This window comes from Engelhardtia mirabilis (assembly GCF_007748095.1).
Lineage (GTDB): Bacteria > Planctomycetota > UBA1135 > UBA1135.
Genome location: NZ_CP036288.1, coordinates 1 through 20,191 on the forward strand (window position 1 = coordinate 1; position 20,191 = coordinate 20,191).

The 20,191-nt window shown below is 63.3% G+C and carries 27 protein-coding genes; 16 read left to right on the forward strand and 11 right to left on the reverse strand.

What is annotated here, in order from left to right; translation table 11 throughout:
* Positions 1–2,061: a hypothetical protein gene (locus tag Pla133_RS25490; RefSeq protein WP_145168567.1), complete on the forward strand. Its 2,061-nt coding sequence runs from the start codon at positions 1–3 to the stop codon at positions 2,059–2,061.
* Positions 2,062–2,279: 218 nt separating this feature from the next.
* On the opposite strand, the gene Pla133_RS25495 is transcribed toward Pla133_RS25490, so the two are convergent.
* The 3 genes from Pla133_RS25495 to Pla133_RS25505 are packed head-to-tail and all read right to left on the reverse strand — an operon-like array spanning position 2,280 to position 3,942.
* Positions 2,280–3,257, reverse strand: coding sequence for a tyrosine-type recombinase/integrase (locus Pla133_RS25495; RefSeq protein ID WP_145168555.1), 978 nt, complete (start codon positions 3,255–3,257; stop codon positions 2,280–2,282).
* Positions 3,254–3,667: a type II toxin-antitoxin system VapC family toxin gene (locus Pla133_RS25500; protein ID WP_145168557.1), complete on the reverse strand. Its 414-nt coding sequence runs from the start codon at positions 3,665–3,667 to the stop codon at positions 3,254–3,256. The genes Pla133_RS25495 and Pla133_RS25500 overlap by 4 nt, the downstream gene beginning before the upstream one ends.
* Entirely contained in the window at positions 3,664–3,942 is a 279-nt protein-coding gene (locus Pla133_RS25505) for a type II toxin-antitoxin system prevent-host-death family antitoxin (protein ID WP_145168559.1), read from the reverse strand. Before Pla133_RS25505 ends, Pla133_RS25500 begins: the two co-directional genes overlap by 4 nt.
* Before the next feature lie 65 nt (positions 3,943–4,007).
* Between Pla133_RS25505 and Pla133_RS25510 the strand changes: the two genes are divergently transcribed.
* From Pla133_RS25510 to Pla133_RS26870, 8 genes are all read left to right on the forward strand, one after another.
* The gene (locus Pla133_RS25510) at positions 4,008–4,430 is read left to right on the forward strand and encodes a hypothetical protein (protein ID WP_145168561.1); all 423 of its coding nucleotides are present in this window, start codon (positions 4,008–4,010) and stop codon (positions 4,428–4,430) included.
* On the forward strand, positions 4,430–5,128 hold the full coding sequence (locus tag Pla133_RS25515) for an RNA polymerase sigma factor (RefSeq protein ID WP_145168563.1): 699 nt from the start codon (positions 4,430–4,432) through the stop codon (positions 5,126–5,128). The genes Pla133_RS25510 and Pla133_RS25515 overlap by 1 nt, the downstream gene beginning before the upstream one ends.
* Positions 5,125–5,694, forward strand: coding sequence for a hypothetical protein (locus tag Pla133_RS26820; protein ID WP_419192491.1), 570 nt, complete (start codon positions 5,125–5,127; stop codon positions 5,692–5,694). Before Pla133_RS25515 ends, Pla133_RS26820 begins: the two co-directional genes overlap by 4 nt.
* Positions 5,695–5,698: 4 nt before the next feature.
* A complete protein-coding gene (locus tag Pla133_RS25520; RefSeq protein WP_419192492.1) occupies positions 5,699–6,658 on the forward strand; it encodes an ImmA/IrrE family metallo-endopeptidase in 960 nt (319 codons plus the stop codon).
* 120 nt (positions 6,659–6,778) lie between these two features.
* Positions 6,779–7,111: a multiubiquitin domain-containing protein gene (locus Pla133_RS25525; RefSeq protein WP_145071093.1), complete on the forward strand. Its 333-nt coding sequence runs from the start codon at positions 6,779–6,781 to the stop codon at positions 7,109–7,111.
* Complete coding sequence (locus Pla133_RS25530) at positions 7,104–7,514, forward strand: E2/UBC family protein (RefSeq protein WP_419192493.1); 411 nt, start codon at positions 7,104–7,106, stop codon at positions 7,512–7,514. The genes Pla133_RS25525 and Pla133_RS25530 overlap by 8 nt, the downstream gene beginning before the upstream one ends.
* Positions 7,511–8,887, forward strand: coding sequence for a ThiF family adenylyltransferase (locus tag Pla133_RS25535; protein ID WP_145071095.1), 1,377 nt, complete (start codon positions 7,511–7,513; stop codon positions 8,885–8,887). Before Pla133_RS25530 ends, Pla133_RS25535 begins: the two co-directional genes overlap by 4 nt.
* Positions 8,884–9,234 carry a ubiquitination-like system serine protease family protein gene (locus tag Pla133_RS26870; RefSeq protein WP_473091803.1) on the forward strand — a complete coding sequence of 117 codons (351 nt, stop codon included), beginning with the start codon at positions 8,884–8,886 and terminating at the stop codon, positions 9,232–9,234. The genes Pla133_RS25535 and Pla133_RS26870 overlap by 4 nt, the downstream gene beginning before the upstream one ends.
* A gap of 4 nt (positions 9,235–9,238) precedes the next feature.
* Here the strand turns inward: Pla133_RS26870 and Pla133_RS26830 are convergent, their stop codons facing one another.
* From Pla133_RS26830 to Pla133_RS25545, 3 genes are all read right to left on the reverse strand, one after another.
* Positions 9,239–9,403 carry a hypothetical protein gene (locus tag Pla133_RS26830; RefSeq protein WP_419192494.1) on the reverse strand — a complete coding sequence of 55 codons (165 nt, stop codon included), beginning with the start codon at positions 9,401–9,403 and terminating at the stop codon, positions 9,239–9,241.
* 700 nt (positions 9,404–10,103) lie between these two features.
* Positions 10,104–10,304, reverse strand: coding sequence for a hypothetical protein (locus tag Pla133_RS25540; protein ID WP_145071097.1), 201 nt, complete (start codon positions 10,302–10,304; stop codon positions 10,104–10,106).
* 4 nt (positions 10,305–10,308) lie between these two features.
* On the reverse strand, positions 10,309–10,635 hold the full coding sequence (locus tag Pla133_RS25545) for a hypothetical protein (RefSeq protein ID WP_145071099.1): 327 nt from the start codon (positions 10,633–10,635) through the stop codon (positions 10,309–10,311).
* Between the two features lie 478 nt (positions 10,636–11,113).
* Here Pla133_RS25545 and Pla133_RS25550 point away from each other — a divergent pair, with 478 nt between their 5' ends.
* The 7 genes from Pla133_RS25550 (at position 11,114) to Pla133_RS25580 (ending at position 14,449) form a co-directional block, all read left to right on the forward strand.
* Complete coding sequence (locus tag Pla133_RS25550) at positions 11,114–11,344, forward strand: AbrB/MazE/SpoVT family DNA-binding domain-containing protein (RefSeq protein WP_145071101.1); 231 nt, start codon at positions 11,114–11,116, stop codon at positions 11,342–11,344.
* 5 nt (positions 11,345–11,349) lie between these two features.
* Complete coding sequence (locus Pla133_RS25555; protein WP_145071103.1) at positions 11,350–11,745, forward strand: PIN domain-containing protein; 396 nt, start codon at positions 11,350–11,352, stop codon at positions 11,743–11,745.
* 241 nt (positions 11,746–11,986) lie between these two features.
* Entirely contained in the window at positions 11,987–12,250 is a 264-nt protein-coding gene (locus Pla133_RS25560; protein ID WP_419192495.1) for a ribbon-helix-helix domain-containing protein, read from the forward strand.
* Complete coding sequence (locus Pla133_RS25565; RefSeq protein ID WP_145071105.1) at positions 12,247–12,603, forward strand: type II toxin-antitoxin system RelE/ParE family toxin; 357 nt, start codon at positions 12,247–12,249, stop codon at positions 12,601–12,603. The genes Pla133_RS25560 and Pla133_RS25565 overlap by 4 nt, the downstream gene beginning before the upstream one ends.
* A 288-nt stretch (positions 12,604–12,891) precedes the next feature.
* On the forward strand, positions 12,892–13,617 hold the full coding sequence (locus tag Pla133_RS25570; protein WP_145071162.1) for a toll/interleukin-1 receptor domain-containing protein: 726 nt from the start codon (positions 12,892–12,894) through the stop codon (positions 13,615–13,617).
* Positions 13,618–13,628: 11 nt separating this feature from the next.
* The gene (locus Pla133_RS25575; protein WP_145071107.1) at positions 13,629–13,949 is read left to right on the forward strand and encodes a hypothetical protein; all 321 of its coding nucleotides are present in this window, start codon (positions 13,629–13,631) and stop codon (positions 13,947–13,949) included.
* The gene (locus Pla133_RS25580; protein ID WP_145071109.1) at positions 13,946–14,449 is read left to right on the forward strand and encodes a hypothetical protein; all 504 of its coding nucleotides are present in this window, start codon (positions 13,946–13,948) and stop codon (positions 14,447–14,449) included. Before Pla133_RS25575 ends, Pla133_RS25580 begins: the two co-directional genes overlap by 4 nt.
* A gap of 421 nt (positions 14,450–14,870) precedes the next feature.
* Here the strand turns inward: Pla133_RS25580 and Pla133_RS25585 are convergent, their stop codons facing one another.
* The 5 genes from Pla133_RS25585 to Pla133_RS25605 form a co-directional block, all read right to left on the reverse strand.
* On the reverse strand, positions 14,871–15,713 hold the full coding sequence (locus Pla133_RS25585) for a hypothetical protein (protein ID WP_145071110.1): 843 nt from the start codon (positions 15,711–15,713) through the stop codon (positions 14,871–14,873).
* A gap of 266 nt (positions 15,714–15,979) precedes the next feature.
* Complete coding sequence (locus Pla133_RS25590) at positions 15,980–18,358, reverse strand: DUF7948 domain-containing protein (protein ID WP_145071112.1); 2,379 nt, start codon at positions 18,356–18,358, stop codon at positions 15,980–15,982.
* A 380-nt stretch (positions 18,359–18,738) separates the two neighbouring features.
* Positions 18,739–19,362 carry an RNA polymerase sigma factor gene (locus tag Pla133_RS25595; protein WP_145071115.1) on the reverse strand — a complete coding sequence of 208 codons (624 nt, stop codon included), beginning with the start codon at positions 19,360–19,362 and terminating at the stop codon, positions 18,739–18,741.
* Between the two features lie 9 nt (positions 19,363–19,371).
* Positions 19,372–19,551, reverse strand: coding sequence for a hypothetical protein (locus Pla133_RS25600; RefSeq protein WP_145071117.1), 180 nt, complete (start codon positions 19,549–19,551; stop codon positions 19,372–19,374).
* A complete protein-coding gene (locus tag Pla133_RS25605) occupies positions 19,548–20,177 on the reverse strand; it encodes a tetratricopeptide repeat protein (protein ID WP_145071119.1) in 630 nt (209 codons plus the stop codon). The genes Pla133_RS25600 and Pla133_RS25605 overlap by 4 nt, the downstream gene beginning before the upstream one ends.
* Positions 20,178–20,191 lie beyond the last annotated feature (14 nt).

Here is a 20,191-nt window from a genome sequence, read left to right on the forward strand (position 1 = left end):
ATGCATGGACTTACGATAGATAAACGGACAGCCGTTAAGAGTGGGGCATTATTACTAACCCTGCTGGCGCTTTTAGCTGTGGCGTTTCTGATTGTCACGAGGCAACGCGGTGCGACGCAGTCCCCCAATCAGGTCAACCGTGAATCCGCCCAGCAGGGTCATGAATCGGCTGAAGGCGAAACTTTGGCTGAAGCTGAGAGCAATGCGGAGTCCCGCACCCCAGCCTCAATCCCCCCGGCGACACGAGGGGCAGAGTCTCCCGCAAGACCCCCCGGCATTCTGGTCGAGGTCGCTCCATGCGGATCCATCGGCTACGGGGGTCACGAGGTCGAGATCTCGATCGAGAACATCTCATCCGTAGGAGGCTGGGCGCTGAAACGATCTGCTCGAACCGAGAACCTCGCGTCGTTTTTTGAGGGCGTTACCCCCGGACGGTGGTCTGTCAAATCAGCGCTCGGCCATGATGAAGTCGTTGCCGTCGCTGCAGGCGACTTCGTGCGGGTCGAGCTAGCTGTAGAGGGCCTCACCGAGCACTGTGTCGTCGCGGTCGTTGATCCCGCCGGATCAGCGGTAGCTGAGGCAACAGTCTTTGCCGACGGCTTCGATCGAGGCAAGACGGGCGAAGACGGCACCATAGCCATTGGCTGTATCAAAAGGGGCTCACTACTGTCAGCCTCCTCAGCCGAGTATGCAAGCCCAGCGCCCATTCAGTTCTCAAACTGGAGGCCACAACCCGTTGAGATTCAACTGAGAGAAAAAGGCGCGTCGCTAAACGTGGAGCTCTCCCAGATTGCGGGAGTCGAGACCATCCGAGTAAGCGTTGGCATCATACACACCACATTAATGGCCTTTGAAGAGATTGGCTCGGATTGGTACACGTCGAATCCTCTTTTGGAGGCCGAGATGCTTCCGGGCTCAGTCCGAAAGTTTGAGGGCGTGCCCGCCGGGCGCTGGGTGGGCATTACGGCATCGGGCGCGAACGTGGCAACAGCCCAGGAAGCCATTTGGCTCCGTGAGGGTGAATCACGAACTGTTCGCCTCGATCTTCAGAAGGGGGTAACCGTACACGGAAGAGTAATCGGGGAGAACTTACTCCCGCTCGCCCAGGCATGGGTGGGGGAGGCTCCACTCGGACTGTACGGAAAGCGATCAGTCGAGACAGACGCTGACGGCTGGTACGAGCTCCACCAGATCTGCCCTGGAGAGCGGAAACTGGAGGCCATCGGCCCACCCGGATGCAGCGTTGTTGAAGTTGTCAGCATCAAGGAAAACTCGACGAGCGAGTGGAACCCCGTCCTTGCATGTGGATTTCAGATCTCTGGCCAAGTAGCAACAACCGAGGGCGAGCCCGTGCAAGGCGTGCTAGCCGCGCTCCTCGACCCGGCTCGACCGAACCTCTGGCTCTCCACGGTGAGGACCGGGCGAGAAGGTCATTTCGACCTCTGGGGGGCGCTGCCTGAGGGCAACATCATCTCCGTCGTGCGTTCAGGCGAGGGGCTAGGATACCTAGAGGGTGCCCGGATGGAGGGCCTGGTTGGGGGGACAACAGGTCTCGTGCTCGAGTGGCAGGAACCAGCCACTGGGGTTCAGGTGCGCGTGACCGACCCCGTCGGCCGCCGACTTGAGAATGTAGTGCTCGAGTTTACCCCCCTGCCCAAAGCTGACGACAGCGTCATCTGGAGACGGCTTGACGGCGAGGGGGGTGCACTCACGCCGTCCGGTCGATTCAGCCTATCCCTAAGACACGAGGAATTCGGTGTAGCGGATTTAGGAGAACACAACCTAGAGGCGAATGCTTTAAAGGATCTCGGTGAGGTCAACTTCAAGGCCCCAGCTTGGATGTCTATGCGGCTCTCTATTCAGCAGGCTAGATGGTCTATCGAGATAAGGCTGGCCGAATCAGGGCATCTCGTTTTTAAGGAAGTTGACGCAACTGGTCGGAGTTTATACGGGCCCTTTCAGCCGGGCTCCTACAGAATAGTCGCGTCGCCTCCGCATGGGAATGATTTCAGCACAACGGTCGTCCTTGAGGATGGGGAAACGTCGGTGATCGGGTGGTAGCTCGGGTTGGTCAGTAAGGACTAGGACAGCAGGTTCACCCCAGACTCGCACGCCACCAGGCTGTGCTCCTCCAGGAGCGCACGGGCCTCGTCGGCTCGAGACCGAGCTAGGCAAAGAAATAGAGTTGGGCTCACCGGGGCGTCCGCCTTCGTTTTCGGGCCCTCAGCCGGCTCCGAAGACCTGACCACCTCTTACTTGCGAAGCATCGGAGGCAGTCGCTAGTACCGGACCTTGAAGGTGGGGGAATCCTCCGGCCGCGACCGTCGGCGATCGTAGAGCCGGGTGGTGCTGATACTGGTGTGCCCGAGCCACTCCTGGACGTAGGCGATGTCCGCCTCGTGCTCGAGCGCGTTGGTGGCCGCGGTCGCCCGCAGTGCATGCAGGCACAGCCCGTCGACGTGGACGCCGGCCTTGGCGGCGTATGTCTTGGCCATCTTGTAGACCCCGTCCCCGGTGATCGCCCCGTCGAGCTTGCCGGTGCGGTTGTTGCGCACGGGGCGGAAGAGGGCGCCCTTGCGGTCCTCGCGGTGCCCGGCGAGCTCGAGGTAGTCGTCGATTGCCGCAAGCGCTGCAGGATGGATCGGAACGTAGCGAGTCTTGGAGCCCTTGCCGAAGACGGTCAGATGCATGACGCCGCGTCGCTCGGCCATGCTCTCGACCCGCAAGCCGGCGAGCTCGGATCTGCGCAGGGCGTGGAAGAGGTAGGTGCCCAGAATCGCCCGGTCTCGCACCGCCTTCAGGCTGTCGCCGCGGGGCGCCTGCAGGAGCTTGCGCGCCTGCTCATCAGACAGGGCTGGGGTTTTGCCCTCATTGGCGCCGTCCCCAGGGCGCTTGACGCCGGCGACGGGGTTGCTCTCGACCGCGTTCTCGTTGCACAGGTGGTCGAACAGAGACGAGACGGCCGAGAGCTTGCGCCGGATGGTCGCCGCAGCGAGCCCGTCAGCCTCGAGGACGCCACGCCAAGCGAGCAGATGGGCCCGCGTGACGAGGCGGAGCTCTGCAGGGGTCTCGACGCCGCAGAAGCTCACGAAGGCTTCTACGTCGCCCTGGTAGGCCCGCCTGGTGTTGGGGTTGTCGATGTTGGCCAGCCAGACCGCGGCGGCCGGCACGTCGGAGAGGTGCTGGAACTGGGCCGCTGAGAGCCGCCTCTCGCCCTGCCGCGCCGGTAGATGGGCTCGACGATCTTGCTCGCTCATGCGTCCACCCAGGGGTTGATGAGAAGGGCGCCCGTGCCCTCGAAGTCCTTCACGTTCCGCGTCATCACGTGGAAACCGTGACGCAGAGCGGTCGCGGCGATCAGCGTGTCGATCGGTGGGGTGGTCCTGGCCACCCGCGCCCTGACTTCGCCCCAGATCCGCGCTGTTTCGGCGTCGACGTCGACGATCCGGTCGTCGAAGTGCTGCTCCATCTCTAGGACGAGCCTCTCCAGTGTGTCCTTGCGAGGGCTCGGGTCGAGTCGCGCGATGCCGTGGACAAGCTCTCCGAGCGTCAACGCGCTGATGAAGGTGTCGCGGCTGGTGAGGCCGCGGACGCGGTCCTTGACCCGCTGGGCGCCCTTGGGACGCAGCGTCTCCGAGATCACGCAGGTGTCGAGCAGGACCCTCATGAGCGGCGCTCCTGATCGTCGAGTCCTAGCGCCTCGAGCGGATCGGTTGCCCGACCTGGGCCGGAGTGGCGCGACAGATCGAGGTCGCTGATGTCCGGCCAGCTCATGAGGAACTCAACGAAGTCTGGGCGGGCGCCGGTGAGTCGGTCGAACTCGGCGGCCGAGAGGACGACAACGGCGTCGTCCCGGCGCTCGATGCGTTGGGGCTCACCAGCAAGGGCGCGGCGCACCACCTCGCTCAACTTGTTCTTGGCTTCCGCCAGCTTCCAGATCATGTGCAGGTCTCCTCGTCTAGGTTAGATCATCTAGACATGATCGCACACCCTGACCCCGCTGTCAAGTGTCCCCAGGGACGCCGCCCACCTGCCCGCCATTCCGCGCCCAGACGCGCGGTTCCAAGCCACCGGCGCTGTTCTTCGACCTGACCTCGAAGGACGGGACCGCGTTCATCGCCATCGCCGATGAGGAGGCCGACCGAAGTCAGCTCAGAGAACATCGCGATGGAGCTACTCGGCGTAGCCGCGATGGGGGAGGGGGCAGCTTCGCCGGCACCAATCCTTGCCAGCCCACTGAAGTGGAGCGCATCGTCGAGAAGTGCATTCGCGTCGCCAAACAGCACCGCGGCTTGGAGCCGTTCACGGTCGCCCGCAAGGTCAAGCACTGGACCCTTCAGCAGTGGCAGGACGCTCACTTGCGTCACCGATCCACTCAGATGCGGCAGTGGCAGGCTGCCGAGGTTGACGACGAGCTCGGAGCCTTTTGATGGCCGATTCAGAAAACTCGGAATCCGATGTCCGCGAGTCCGCCGGGGCACGGCAAAGGGGAGCAGAGGAGGGTCTCGACTCTATGACAGCATCGCAACCACAGCCCGCCACGTCCCCCGAGGACGACCGCGCAAGCCCCGAAGAAGCGGCCCTGGCCATCGCCGGGCTCTCCGAGAAGGGTAAGGCGACCCTTCGGTGGGTGGCCCGATCCTATTGGAACCAAAGGATGAGCGGCCCCAACGCCGGGTCTGACCCCGACGATCTCCTCCAAGAAGCCATCGTCCGAACGCTGCAGGGTTCAAGGCGGTGGCGAAGGTCAGTCACCATTGTCAAACACCTGATCCGATCTATGCAGAGCATTTCTTGGGAGGCTCTGAGGGTCAGGAGGGCGCAGCCGCATGCCTGGGCCGAGGATTCTGTGGACGAGCTCGATCCCGGCGATCGCCCGGACGAGGCGGAGGGTTCCATCGTGGTGGATGTCGTCCTTGCTCGGGAAGAGCTCGCGCAGCTGGAGGGACTCTTCGAGCACGACGAGGAAGCGCTTGAGGTGCTTCGCTGTCGCTCGCTCGAACTTTCTCCGTCCGAGACCTGTGCTCATCTCGGCATAGAGAGACCCCGGTACGACACGGTGAACAAGCGCATCTGGCGGAAGCTCACTGAGTCAGCCAAGAACAACCAAAGCGAGGAAGGGCAATGAAGAAGAACAACGCGGAGCTCGTGGCCAAGGCCCGAGCGATGTCCGTAGCGTTCCGGGAGTCCATCCTGGAGGCGTCCGAAGGAGAGCTGAGACAGGCTCTTCAAAACGAAGGTCTCGATCTCGACGAGGAAGCTGCGCGTGCGCAGGACGTCATCGAGAAGGCCTTCGAGAAAGCCGGAGTTCATCTCCCGGCGCCGGCGAACGAGGGGCCGGAGCACCTCGGAGAGCTGCTGCTTCTCTTGCGACGCAAGAAGAAGCTGACTGAAGCAAAGCTCGCCCTACAGGCTGGCGTGCCGGTGGAGGACGTCCTCCGGACAGAATCCGACCCGACGTTCGTGCCATCACTTCGAACGCTCGCGCGCCTGGAGGACTTCTTCAAGCTGAAGGACCGAACCCTTTCGATCCTCGCTGGAGCCGTGCGTGTTCAGAAGGATGCCGCGGAGTTCCGTGAAGGCGTCGAACAGTTCAAGTGGGCAGCCTTCTCCCGTGGCATGGGGAAGCTCAGCCGGGAAGAGAAGAAGCAGCTGGACCAGATCATTCGCTTCTTGGGGGACTACACGGAATGAGGGGATGAAAAACACTCCGATTGATCCATTCGCCGCGGAGGAGATCCAGGGGATCGTCTCACGTGTGCTGCGTGAGGTGGGCGCTGAGCCGCCGTTGAATACCGACGAAGTCCTCGAACGGCTGAAGCTGGATCTTCGTTACTTCAGCCTGACCGACCCGAGCTTGCGCCAGGAAATGGTGCACCGGGCGAAGGTTGGCACCATCGGTCTTGCCAAGAAGGCTGTAGAGAGTCTGTTTGCGATCGCAGAGCGAGCACAGGTTTGGGGTTTGTGGCTTCCCTGGCAAGAGGGGTCGGGAGAGTCCACTCGCGGCCGAGTTCTCATCAGCGATGAGGCTCCGAAGCTGAAGCATCGGTGGATCAAGGCGCACGAGATCGGTCACAGCCTCATTCCTCACCATAAGCGGTATTTGTTCGGCGACCCCGAGGCACTGCTGAGCCCGGCGTGTCAGGAAGAGCTCGAAGGCGAAGCGAACTACGCCGCCGGTCAGCTCAATTTCATGCAGGGGCGCTTCGTCGAAGAGGCGAGCGATCACGCGATGGACATCAAGTCCATCCAAGCCCTCGCCAAGACGTTCGGGAACTCGTACCCGTCGACCCTCTGGCGCTTTATTGAGGAGGCGCACAGGGGAGAGCCGCTCGTCGGTCTCGTGACGGCCTTGCCACACGACCACACAGCGGCGGAACCCTGCCGCTACTGCATCGAGTCTCCCGCTTTCCGGGAGCGGTTCGGTTGCGTCACCGAAGCTGAACTCGTGGACGCTCTGCGAAGCTACTGCCGGTACGACCGCCGCAGAGGCCCGCTTGGCACCGGAGAAGTCTGCCTAGAGGACGCGAACGGCCAGCAGCACGTCTTCCACTTCGAGACGTGGGCCAACAAGTACGACGTCCTCTCCATCGGGGTCTACGACGGCCCTGTGAGGTCGTCGGTCGTCGTGCCGCCGGGGTCTCTCAGGGCGACGTGATTTCGTCGAGATCAATGTCCGCGACGGGGGCCCAGCACGGCACAGGAGGGTGAGCAGGCAGGCCTGGTGCCACGGTGGTCCAGAAGTAGCCGGCACGGCACCAATACGAGGTAGAGAACCATGACACAGAATGATCCCGAGCAAGAGCTTCAGGACGAGCTCGACGTAGAGCAGTTCACCAAGGAACACCCGGCGGACTGCGGTAAGCCCCACGCGAAGGTCTACATCATCCGCGTAGACCGCAAAACCATCCGCGTTCCGCACCCGGAGCTCACCGGACAGCAGATCCTGCGGCTGGTCGAGAAGACCCCGGAGACCCACAAGCTCTTTCAGAAGTTCAAGGGTGGCGAGACCAAGGAGGTCGCTCCTGGCGAGACCGTGAGTTTCGTGCGGCCGGGCGTCGAGCGGTTTATGACGATCCCCTGCGACACCACGGAGGGGTCCTGTGGCTGACCTTCGGCGGGAGTTCACGCTCCCGCCCGAGGACGTCGCGTTCTTGGAGGAGATGGGGTGGCCCTGGGAGGCCATCCGGGACGGCAACACGATGTGGCTCGTCATCCACGAGTACGCCATCCCGGGCGGCTACCAGACCAACTCGACGTCGGTCGCCCTGCAGCTTGCTGCGACCTACCCGGAGGCCCAGATCGACATGGCCTACTTCCACCCGGCCCTCTCCAGGATCGACGGTGCCGCCATCCGGCAGCTCACCGATCACCGGCTGGACGGCAAGGTCTGGCAGCGTTGGTCCCGCCACAGGACGGCCCAGAACCCGTGGCTGCCTGGAACCGACGGCCTTGATACGCACATGCTCCTCGTGGGTGAGTGGCTTGTGCGCGAGCTCCGGGTCGCCGCATGAAGCTTCGCATGACCGGCGGCCAGCACTCCCTGCTGGCCGCCCACCTGTTTCCAGGGGACGGCAAGGAGGCCGTGGCGATCGCCCTGTGTGGTCGCCGAGGCACCGATGCCCTGATGCTGCACGAGATCGAGGCGGTGCCATACGAGCTCTGCGACCGCAGCTCTGGCTACGTGACCTGGCCACCGACCTTCCTGGAGCCGCTCTTGTCGAGGGCGAACGACGAGGGGCTGGCCCTGGTCAAGTTCCACTCACACCCGTGCGGGTACCCGCACTTCTCCGAAACCGACGACCAGTCCGACGGACAGTTCTTCGAGTCCGTGTTCGGCTGGGTCGATGGTGATCGCCCACACGTAAGTGCCATCCTGCTCCCCGGTGGATCGGTCATCGCTCGCGCGGTTCATCCCGATGGCTCCTTCGAGGCGATCTCGAAGATCAGCGTCATCGGTGACGACATCCGAATCTGGACAGAGGACAGCGGCGGGGCGGTGCCGGAGTTCGCCGTACGACACGCACAGCTTTTCGGAGCGGGGACAACGAACCTTCTATGCCAACTCACCGTGGGTGTCGCCGGATGCTCAGGTACAGGGAGCCCTCTGGTCGAACAGCTGGCGCGTCTGGGGGTGGGGGAGCTAGTCCTCGTCGACCCCGACCACGTCGAGGAGAAGAACCTGAACCGCATCGTCGGCTCGACCATGGAGGATGCCGTGCAACGCCGGCCGAAGGTTCAGGTCCTGGCACGATCCGTGGAGGCTATGGGCCTCGGAACTACCGTCAGCACCTTCCACGCTCCGCTCCAGGATGACCAGGCCCGGAAAGCCCTCGCGTCCTGCGACGTCGTCTTCGGTTGCATGGACAGCCTCGGGGGGCGGAGTATCCTCAACCGCCTGGCGCGCTACTACACGCTGGCCTACATCGACCTCGGCGTGAAGCTGGAGGGCGACGGCCACGGTGACGTCGATCAGGTGGCAGGGGCTGTGCACTATCTACGCCCCGATGGAGCAGGCCTAGTTCAACGCGGCGTCTTCACCGCCAAAGCGCTCGAAGCGGAGAGCTTGCGCGACACCGATCCCGAAGGGTACGTCGACAGGCTGAAGCGCGGTTACATCGAGGGCGTCCAGGAAGACCGTCCAGCCGTGGTGAGCGTGAACAGTTACTTCGCCAGCCTTGCGGTCATCGAGCTTCTCTCGCGGTTGCACCCCTTCCGGTCTGGCGAGAACGCCGCCTACGCGGTCCAACGCGTGAGCTTGACCAACACGCTTTGGGTGCTCGAAGAGGACCCAGGAGCTGGCCCTCACGAAGAGCGGATAGTGGGCAGGGGAGATGCGACGCCCTTCTTGGGCATGCCGGGCCTTGGTGAGGGCGACGAGACATGAGTTGGATTGACCGCCTCTGGTCGTGGGCGAAGGGCTTCTTCGTCCGGCGGCCGGCTGCGCTCAAGACCATCCGGGTAGAAGAGCCTCCCGAGGTCTTGCGCCCTCGAACCGTCTATCTGCTTGGCGAGGGCGAGCACGTCTGGAGCGTTGTGATGCTCTGTCCTTGTGGTTGTGGAGAGGAGATCCAGCTCAACACTGTCGGTGGGCACCCAAGGTGGTCCGTGGAGGTCGAGATCGATGGAACAGTGACGCTAGCGCCCTCCGTTTGGAGGAAGGCGGGCTGTGAAAGCCACTTCTTCCTCCGTAGTGGCGCTATCCAATGGTGTTCGAGCCGATTGGAGGGTTAGGCGCTCACGCGCTTCCAGACCCAACCCGGCAGCTTGCCTTGTCGACGTTGGCCAGCCAGACCGCGGGCGCCGGGACGTCTGCCAGCTGGTGGAACTGCTCGGCCGACAGCAGCCGTCTGCTGTGGCCGCTCGAGGTGGTCAGGGCGCGCGTGCTGGGTGTCTCAGTCATCTCATCTTCGCGCCTGTCTCTCGAATGGGTCCGCGGCCGCCGAGGCTAGATCACCCGGGATCTCTGTCACGGATGGCGTCTCTGCTGACAGGAACCATGTGTCCCGGCAATCGTGCCGCGGCCAGCAGCAACAAAGAGCGCCATGAAGATCGAGCCAACCCAGTCGAGCGTGGAGGAGCTTCTGCGAGCGACTACCCCGAGCCAGTCTCGTCAGCGATCGTTGAAGACGATGCCCTACACGTTCCGGGTCATCACATGAAGGCCGTGACGCAGGGCTGTCGCCGCGGTCAGCGCGTCGATCACGGTTAGGGTCTTCAACGCGCACCGGTTCTGGCTAGCAACTTCGCCTGACGATGAAGTCGAAGGGCCCTTGAGCTACTGGCCAGTAGAGACGTAACAGCTGAGCTTTCATAGAATTCCCTAGCCTGCTCGGGGGTGCCCATGAATCCGTCGCAAAGCCTCTCGAAGATATCGGAAAGAGAGTCTCGAAAAGCGCCGATCCAGTCCAGTATCTCGGATGGGCTAGAGTCTCGGCCCAGTTCTGTGTTCGGACCGTACGGCCAGTTCAAAGGCGGGCCGACGTACTCGAGTTCCGCATTGGCCTCCGCGATCACACACTCGCGCGCACTTTCCAGGTCGTGACTGTCAAGGAGCCCGTGCGATCTTCTTCCGCGAGCGCCTCTCTTGCGTCTGCGCGCCATCAGAACACCCTCAACACCTCGCGGCGGCCGTCCTCATGCTCGAGGACGACCTGGCCGCCGTCGCGCCGAACCTTCAATAGGTCCTCGTAGACCGTAAAGGCCCGGCGCAGGACTTCGGTGAGGGACTCAGCTTCACAGTCCTCTTGTAGGCGCCCGAGCTGTTCCCGAACCCTCGAAGTAACGTTGAAGCTGAGCCTCACGCGATCATGCTTGGAGCCTCGGGGACTCCCTTCCTTGGTTGACATGGATGTAGATGCTTAGGAGGGCTATCAGCTGTCCACCGAACGCTGCCTGATAGGCGTACCAAGGCGTGTTCTGCCAGGCGGCGACAGCGATGGCCAACAGGGCCAACAGGCTGACCGCTGCCGAAGCAACGGCAGGGGACCTGGACAGCTTGATGACAAGCCACTTGCCGATGCGTGCCTCGATGGCGGAGGGCTCGACGGTCGCATCCGTGAGGCCCTCCCAGATCGTGGTGTCTAAGTCTCGTTCGGTGGTGTTGCTGGTGTCAGTGCTTGTGTCGTTCGTCAACGCTGGCCTTGGAGTCGATCTGGCGCTCGAAGGCCAGCGGAGGGAACGACCACTGTTTCCTACTCATGTGAGGTTCGGATCAGGGGTCGACTCGTCCGCTGCGCGAGGTCGCCGGTCTCCGGGGCTTCTGCGTCATCGCGAGGGGGTCGAAAGAGAGATGGTGAGAGCGTTGGTCGCGACCTCTAGGAGTCCCATGAAGAAGCACGAACGGTGACGACCGGGCAGCGGAGCCAGCTAGGGCTCGGCGTATAACGTGAGTATTGTACACGCACGATGTGTGCACTTCAAGCCAAGACTCTCACGACCCTTTCGGGCTCGCTCCATTGGACGCGTGATTCGTGATAATATATTTTATCACGACCAAAACCAGCGCGGTGGGGGGGCCCAATCGACCTTCCAGACCCCGCCAGCAATGACAGTCTTGCAGCAATGCAGAATTACTGCTATACTGCATGTGGACCTGGAAGGGAGGCCCAACATGCCCGAACGCATCATCATCAACAGCCGAGGGGTCGTGACGATCCCCGCAGCGCTTCGCAAGGCCTTCGGCCTGGAGGCCGGCGAAGAACTCTTCGCCGAGGAGACGCCCGAGGGCATCCTCCTGAGGCCTGCAGTCAGCGTCCCGATCGAGATCTACACCGAAGAGCGGATCGCGGAGTTCGCCCAGGATGAGCCCGAGATCGAGGCGCTCCTGCCCGAGCTCGAGTGAGCTCGATGCGGGTCTTTCTTGACGCCAACGTCCTCTTCTCGGCAAGCAACGCCGGCAGCGCGACCCAGAGACTGATCGCGTTGGGCACCGCCCGCGCTCAGCTGATCACCAGCGAGCTCGCGATCCTCGAGGCGCGCAAGAACCTCCGCCTCAAGCGTCCGTCCTGGCTTGAGGCCTTCGAGACGCTGCGGGAGTCCATCGACATCGTTCCGACCGTCGTCTTCGGTCTGCAGGTCAAGCTGGCCTCGAAGGACGTGCCGCTGCTCTGCGCGGCCATCCGGGCGGAGGCCGATCTCTTCGTCACCGGGGACCGCCTCGACTTCGGGCACCTGCTCGATGAGGTCGTGCACGGGGTGCGCATCATCTCCCCTCTCGGCCTCGCCGAGCGCTTGCTCGAGTAGGAAGCCGCGGATGTGCTGGACCAGGCTCCGCTCTATCGGCCGCCCTTGCGCGTCCTCTGCGGTGGCCAGATCAGCTCGTCACTCCAACCGGGTGAGCCTCCTGCGTTGCGGCCCACTCGCTGCCGTGGCTGCCTGAGGGGCCTTGAACCCCATCAAGCTGGCCGCCACAGCGTGACGATACTTGACAATATTCGTCACACAGTGCTATCTTGAGGAAGAGACCAACCACGGAGGCAAGCCAATGGCCCGATCCATCAACCTGTCCCTCACCGACGAGCTGCGCGCCTTCTTGGACGAGAACTCGGGCGACGGGACCCTCTTCTCGACCCCCAGTGAGTTCGTTCGTGCGCTGATCCGCGAGCGGAAGGAGCGCACGGACGCCGCAGCGCTTCGCCAGGCCGTTCTCGAGGGCTACGGCGACGTCCTGCACGGCCGCACGCGGCCCTTCACAGGCGACCTCCGCGGGATGCTGGACGAGTACCGCACGGAGCGCCGCGGCGGATGAGCGAACTGCGCCTCACAGACAGGGCCCTGGCCGATCTGGACGAGATCGCTCGGCGTTCGGTCCGGGAGTGGAGTTCGAGGGTCGCCGGCGAGTACCTAGACGACCTGAACGCAGCGCTTGGGCGCCTCGAGGAGAACCCGGGGCTGCTCCGAGGGCACTCGGACTACTCCGGGCGGCTGCAGTTCTACGGCGTCCGTGAGCACGTTCTGGTGTGCGATGTCTTCGACGGGCGGATCTTCATCCTGACTGTCTGGCACGGTGCGATGGACATCGTTGGGCGCCTAGAGAAGCTCGAGCCTCAGCTTGTTCAAGAGGCAGAGCTCATGGCACGCAAGCTTGAGAAGCCGCTCTGAGTTCCTTCTTCGCGTTGCGATGTTCGTGGCCCAGGCCTTGAGGTCCCCCGCTTCTCGGTAGCCTGTTTCGCCTTGCCGCGGGGTTTGGGCTACGTAATCCTGAGAGCGGCAGCCCTGGCGTGGCTGCCGAATTGGCGGGCGGGGCCGTTTTGAAAGGCCTTTCTGTCGAATTGGCAGCCACGCTCTGGGCCCAACCAATATTTACGGGAACTGGGTCGTTGGCACAGCTTTTGATTTGGCCGCTCATGAATGATTATGAATCGGACCTGGGGAAGGGAATCTAAGGGCATGGCCAGATGCACAGCACCTGTACGGGGACACAGTTCACCGAACGCAGCTGCGGACTGCCCTGCATGCGGCGGCCGCTATGGGCGATACGCCAGCTACGGGAGCTCGCCGCGGTCGTCCTATTCCTATTCAGGCGATAGAGGCGGCGGCAGTTCGAGTGGCGGTGGCGGCAGAGTCCGAGCCACTACGAAGCCGCACTGGTCGCCGCCCGGCTCATCTGTGTCCTACACGCCTACCGAGGTTCGTGCACTGACATCGGTGAGGAGCAGCGTCGAGAGCCTCGCGAAGGTCCCCGACCTCCGGGATGTTTTCCTGTGCCATGCGTGGGACGACCGGATGGGGGCTGCGCAGGAGCTTCACGGTCTGTTGGAGTCAGCCGGTGTCCGCGTCTGGTTCAGTGAGAAGGATGTCGGCCTCGGTGTTCCATTGCTCCGCGCGATTGACAAGGGGTTGGCAAATTCACGAGTTGGAGTCGTGCTGGTAACCCCGGCTCTGCTGGACCGTATCTCCGCGGAGGGCATTGCTGAGAGGGAGCTTTCGGCGCTCCTCGCCCGTGAACGGCTCATCCCGGTTGTACACAAAACAACGTATGAGGCTCTCCGCGACGTCAGCCCCCTGCTGGCCTCGAGGGGCGGGCTGAACACAGCGGAGGAGACGATGGAAGGTGTTGCGACCAAGCTCTCTGAGCTGATTACCGTTGAACGTAGCCTCACAGGTCGTTCGTAAGTCGAGGAGCCATGAGAGAGTTCGCTGAGTTCGAGTCGGATGCCGACGTTCGAGAGATCCTGAAAGGCAACGGCATCTTCGAGGCCCATCGCCTGATCGCCGAGTACAGATGCTACCGGACCCGGAAAGACGGCGGAACGCAGGACGTGCTTGTGCGGATCTTCGATGTGGGAGCGGGCAACCCCCGAGCGAGATACTCGTGGAATGTCTCCGTACCGGACGCGAATGAATCGGGCTCGGTGCCGGCGAACCCCGCGGACTCCATCATGGCCGCCGGGCACGAACCGCACTGGACCCTGCTGGAAACGGACGCAAGGAAGGGGAAGGGATGAGACTGCATACTGACACAGACAAAATCGCGCGACATCTCTGCGAGATTTCGCAAGACGGCTGCCCCGGCTCCGAACAGTTCCCTGTCGCCGGCATCCGATCCTTTCTCGGGATCAAGGACGGTGATCTAGAGATGGCCTTAGACGAATTGGAAGAGCGTGGGCTTGTGACTCTGCCGCGAGAACTTGGCGGTCAGCCCCAAGTCGTCCAAGTAGAGTGGGAGCTGTTCTTCTCGATGGACGAGTCCGTGATGGGCTGGAGCCTCGAAGGAGACGCCCTCGCTGTAGCTGAAGCGATGGCTGGCAGGTCGTCCGGATCCGCCAATAGCGCTGACCTTGCAACCGACCTGGGGTGGGGCCACCGACGTCTGAACCCGCCAACTCACTATCTCGTTGCCCGTCGTGCTCTCGACGCGCGCAAGCCAATGACCAAGCGGGGCTTCTACTATCCGAACGTCTCAAGGACGATTGGGACGGACAGGTTCATCCGCGACAACTCTTAGCGGTCCTCAAACCGCACGGTGTCAGAGTAGTTGCCGCTCGCACCCACGCTGATCGTCGGCCTTCTGCACGGGTGGATTCGCGGCCTCGAGCTCGCTGGTCGAATAGTACCCTCTCGAGTGTCGAGGAGCGTGCATTCTCAGAGGGCCCGTGGTGGCGACCCGAAGAAGGTCGTGGAGCTCCGAGGGCGGCTAGGCGTTCATACGAATTTGGCTCCAGCGTCCTCGCTGAATACACCAGCCAGCCGGCGAATCTGATTCGCCGGCTTGGCTGTACTCGTTGCACGCGGCCGTTCGGAACGGCGCGGCTCGCGCGTCCCCGAATGGGCCCCACGGATTCAGGCGCTGTGAGATTGAGATTGTGAGCCTCAAGGCAGCGTTCCAGAGGTTCAGCCGCCGGCTGAACGTGCTTCCGCTAAGACTGTCATTGCGGCGCTATCGCCGGTCGTTCGCATCGACTTCGGAGTTCCCGTAAGTTCTCTTTCAGGCCCCTCTCTTGGGAGTAACGGAGACGCTGATAGAAGCGCTCCACGGCCAGCGGCAGCTGGCGATGCAGGTGGCTTGCGTGCCTTCTGAACTTGGCGACAAGCATCCTGGCATGCATGAGGTGTGCTTCTGCGTCCATTTCGTCGACGGTCAGCGCTTCGTAGCCTGAGATGTCCGCCAATAGCTGCGCCTTGGTCGTTTTCAATGTTGGCTCGATGATCGCCAGGGTTGCCTCACTCACTCCGACGTCACGCCAGAGGTCGATCTGGGTCTGGCATCTTGCAATGCATCCCGAAATCAGTGTTTCCAATGTCCTCGATGCACTTTCGAGTTCGACGGGGTCGTCAAGTGAAGCGGGCGCCACAGACTTCGTCGTCTCCAGAATCTCGGACGGTGCGCCTAGGAGTTCGGCGCACTGGAGCATCTCGCCTCGCGTCTGCTCAAGTTGATCGATGGTTCGCGAGACCGCGCCCTCTAAACTGACCGTCTGCTCTTCGGCCTCGTCGACGCAGACAAGGTAGGCCATAAATGTAGCAGTCCTTTGGTCCCGCTCCTGCGCGGCTAAATCTCGCTCGAGCTGCGTTTCTGCCAGCTTTGAGCGAACACCGGACTCCATGAATACGTCGATGACGGTGAGTGCGAGCATTGCGAGGAGGATCGCCATCCCGATGCCGGTGATCGAGCGTCGCGGCCCTCGTGAGCCAGGCCGTGATTCAACGAGCACAATTGTGGCAAGTGCGAAGATAAGGAGTGTCTGAAGGGTGGGGATGACGTATTGCATTGGGATCTTACAGTGAGTTGCTCTTGCCCGGATTGCTTCCGCCCCTGTGGTCGCACAGCGGCGCCCGGTCGTACGAAGTTCAGACTCTCGAACCGGGCCCCTTGGCGAGAAGTGCCTGTCCCCGCTTCGCTGCGGGTTGCGTTAGTCTCTGCGGCCGTCGTCTCTCCCCCATCAGTTTCAGCGACCTCGAGCGCCTGCAGATCGCTCGTTGCCCGCCCTGCTGCGCGAGAGGGCCCAGCAGGGCGAGCTTCGGCGGAGCGGGCTCCCTAGAGCCCCAGTGTCACCGGCACCGCGTTGCTCGCGAGAGCAAGGGTGCCACCGGTCCCAAGGAGGACGTAGGCGTGATGCAGTGTCGCGCCGGCCAGACTGCCACTGAGGCCGGGCGGCACGGCGAAGGTTACGAGTGCCTGTCCGAAGCCGTCGAGAACGCCTGCCCCTGTGCTTAGGACCAGCGAGGGACTTGAGAGCACGATGTCGAAGTATGCGTCAGGCTGTAGGGGGACCACGAGGCCGTCCACCTGGATTCCAGGAGAGGTGCCCGTGATAGAGCCCAGCATGATGAAGGTGGAGCCGCCGAACTCAATGCCCGGGTCGAGGACGAGCGACTGCGTTCCTTGTCCGCTGATCGACGCCGTCTCCACCCCGAAGGCGGGCGTCAGCGGGTCGACGGCGACGCGTGCGAGGTAGGTGCCATTGCCTCCGTTGGGCGACGGATCCCAACCGGGGGCAGCAGCTGGAGCGCTCCCTGCGGTGCCTAGGTAGATCACAGCCGTCCGCTCCCCCTGGAGGTCTAGTGCGCCGGCGACCTCGGATCCATTGGAGGCGCCGAGGTACGAACTGTAAAGGAGGCTCAAGCCGCTATCGAGGCGAACGAAGAAGGCATCCAAGCCACCACCCGCGAATGCAAGCTGGTCCGCATGGATCGTGAGCGGGAAGTCCGGCGAGTTTGTGTAGCCGGTGACGAAGATCTCGCCCGAACTGTTGACGTCGACCGCACCGGCTGAGTTGTTGCTGCCCGATCCCGTCAGTTGGACCGCGGACGCGAGGACCAGGTTGGGGATGTTGATCGTTGCCACCAGTCCGGCGCTCTGCCCATCGAATGCTCCCGAAACAACGAGTTGTCCCGTTGCCGGGTTGAGCGCGACATTGCCGAACTCGTCTACGCCGCTGTTGAGAGCGCCGAAGTCCAGAAGGATGTCGACCTGCGGTTGAGACAAGAAGGCGTCGTAGCGGGCTACACAGGCATCCTGGTTCACGACGCCGACCGCGTAGACCCGGCCATCTACGACGGCGAGATCGCTGAACACCTCGGTGTTGGGGTCGGTCGTGTTGATGGATTTCTCGGAGAAGACCGACAGCCCGGAAGTCAGGAGGGCCACATAGGCAGCCCTCCCCACGCCATGCTTCGCTGGGTCTTCGATCCAGCCGGCGACGTAGCTACCTGTGACGGCGAACAGAGAGTCATCACCAGTACCGACGATGCGGTTGGCCGCAATGATCGTGTCGAGCGCGCCATTGAACCGAGCCACCAGCCCATCTGTGTTTCCCGCGACCGGCCCCGACGCTCCGGGGAAGTCGCTAGACCAGGTGGCCCCCGCGATAGTTACTTCCCCGTTCGCGGCGACGTCGAGCGCAAAGGGCGCGTCGATATCGCTACCACCGAAGAGGGTGATCGCGATCGGCGCGGTGAGCGCCGCATCCATGTGCGCAATGAAGCCGTCGGTCGAGGCTGTCGCGCCGATCGGACCGACTGTCAAGGGGAAGTTGGGCGAGAGGGTGGAGCCGCACGCGAAGATTGTCTCGTCACTCGCGACCGCCACGTCGGTGGGCGAGTCGTTGGCACTGCCTCCGATGAAGGTGGCTGAGAGGATGGGATCGATCGTCAGCGGACGGCTACGGTCGTACGGGCCGACATCGAACCCGTAGCCGCCAGGCCGAAGGACGTAGTGAACCGACGACTGGGAGGCGTCGGAGCTGAAGGCCTCGGGAGCGCTGAGCTGGAACCCGCCATCGCTCACTTCCGACCGGAGCGCGCCGGAGGCGTCCAGCGACCAGCCCTCGAGACCGTCCACGGCGACATCGATCGCCTCGGGGTCGGCTCCCGGAGGGACGTGAAAGAGCATCTCGACGGCGCGTCCGGTGTGCCGGAGCTCGACTGCGACCCCCTCCCCCGTGGCGCCTAGGCTCAGGGCGTGGCGTCCAGTTTGATGTGGCGCTGTCAATAGCGAGCCCGGTCCGAACATCGTGACCTGGGTTCCCACCGCATGCGGGCTGCCGTGCCCCTCGATTGCGGGCACGAGTCCCTCGACACGTTGCCGGATGACCCAGCTCCGCTCTGCGCCGGGAACGGGGTAGGCCTGATCCACGGACCCATCCTCGAGGATGCGCACGACGCCGCCGTCGATCCAGGCGACGTAGGCCACCGAGGGTGGGAAGGCGCCCTCGTTGCGCAGGAAGCCCAGGCTTTGGAAGAGCCCTTGCGCAGGCACCTCAAGGCGCGGCGCGGCTGCACCAGCGGGTGCCCAAGTTCCCGGCGATGGCAGCGCGAGTGTGACTGAGGGGACATCCGGGACGTGGATAGGTTCGGGCAGCAGCCGCGGTATACCGCCCTGCAAGACGGCCGCCGCGAAGAAGCAGTTCAGCATGTGTTCCTCCTTAGTGCGTTCTGTTGAGTAGCGCCGCGCGCTCGTTGCGCCCGACGATGACCCTACGCAGGCGAACGGCAGAGGATTCGAGGCTGACGGATCAATACTCCTGATCCGTCGGTTCCTCGGCCTGTGTGCAACCCGGAACATGGGTAACAGATCGTCCCGCCACGCTCGGGGGTGGCTGGCTGAGCGCCACGGCCCCGAGCGTGACATGTCGGGCTCTCCCGGACCTTTAGTGGAAGCCGCGTGAGGCGGAACGGGCGCGACGCGCAGTGGTGCTCGAGTCCGCGTACGTGCGCCACCCGGAACGCTTCGCCCGGCGGCCTCCTCTCCCAGAGGTCCTGTGGATCAACAAGCCGGCGCTCGCCACATCTAGGTCAGCCCAAGCCGGGCTCATCGAGGAGCCCGCGCTCCTTGATCAGCGCGACCAACCCATCAAGTGCCCGTCGCACGGTCTTGTCGGGGACTCCGGTCTTATGTGCGACCTCTTTCCAGGTCCGCCCGCGGAGACGCAAGATCAGGACCCGAAGCCCGAGTCGCGTCTTCGCCGAGCGAAGCACACGCAGTGGGCGCGGCAGCTCGAAGTAGCCCCCTTCAGCCGCTACAGCCGGACCGTCCTGCTGGCAGACCAACTGATCCGCCCCTCCAAGCCCCTCTTCATCGAGGGATGCCTCGCGGTTCTTCCGCAGCGCGTCGCGAGCCGTGTTCGCGGCGATCGTGCGGCCCCATGCCGCAAGTCGCCCAGGCCTAGCAAGCGACTTCAGCTTCTCGAGGGGGGTCGCCGTGTTGAGGTCCGCGAGGATCTTGGCCCATGCGTCCTGGGTCAAGTCGTCGCGGAGCCTCAGAGGTGCCTGATTCAATCCCGCGCGGATCGCTGGGTCGAGCAGCCGAGCGAGCTCGTCCATCGACGCTGAGTCTCGGAACATCGAGCTCGGAGCATCGCTCTCCAATCCGCACTGGACCTTGAGGAGCTGCAGGATGCCTGGATCGTACTTCGACATGGCGTCTCCTCAGGAGTTGGCGTCGGAGGCGAGCTCGATCGGGTGATCGGTGTTTATGACGTCGAGGGCGGCCTGCTCCAGGACGTAGGCGGTCCGCAAGATGAGTCCGTGCGACGGAGCGCTGAGGCTCTGCTCAGCGAGGCCCACGAGGGCGGCGGCAGTGATCAGCCAGAGTCGAAGATAGTTCATCGCGAGACCTCCAGGTGCTGCCCTACGCGAGTCCCCCATGAGGGACACTGACGGGCGAATGCCAGGTCGGTGTTCGTTGCGAATGCCTCGATGAGACGCGTGCACTGCTTCCACATTGGGAGATCGCTCTCCAACCTTTCGAGCGCGCTCTCCACGGCGACCTCGTCCCGTCCAAAGCTCGCGATGAGGAGCTCCAACTCAAGGACGCTCGGCCGTGAGGGCTCGAGGGAGATGGCTCGGTACAGGAGCTCCTGAGCCCCACCACGATCTCCCAGCATCAGCTTGACCTCACCGAGGTTCACAAGAGAGGCCGCTTCGAAGTCCGTCCCGCGACGAGCTGCGGCAACGAACTCCAGCAGCGGCTCGGCTTCCTGATGCCGGCAGAGGGCGTGTAGGGCGATCCCGATGAGGAAGTGCGCAACGAGATCTCCTTCGTCCTTCCAGTCGGGTCGCTCGGCCTCAACCAGGGCGATGACCTGGTCCGGCTGGTCATGCAGGAGTGGCGCAACTCGATCGAGGAACGCTTGATCCTCTGGCGAGTACCTTCGGTCATGCGCCTTGAAGTGGGTCGTATGGCGGAGGCGGACGTGCGCCGCCATGGCCGGGTGCAGGATTGAGGTCGTCATGGCCAGGCGAACGA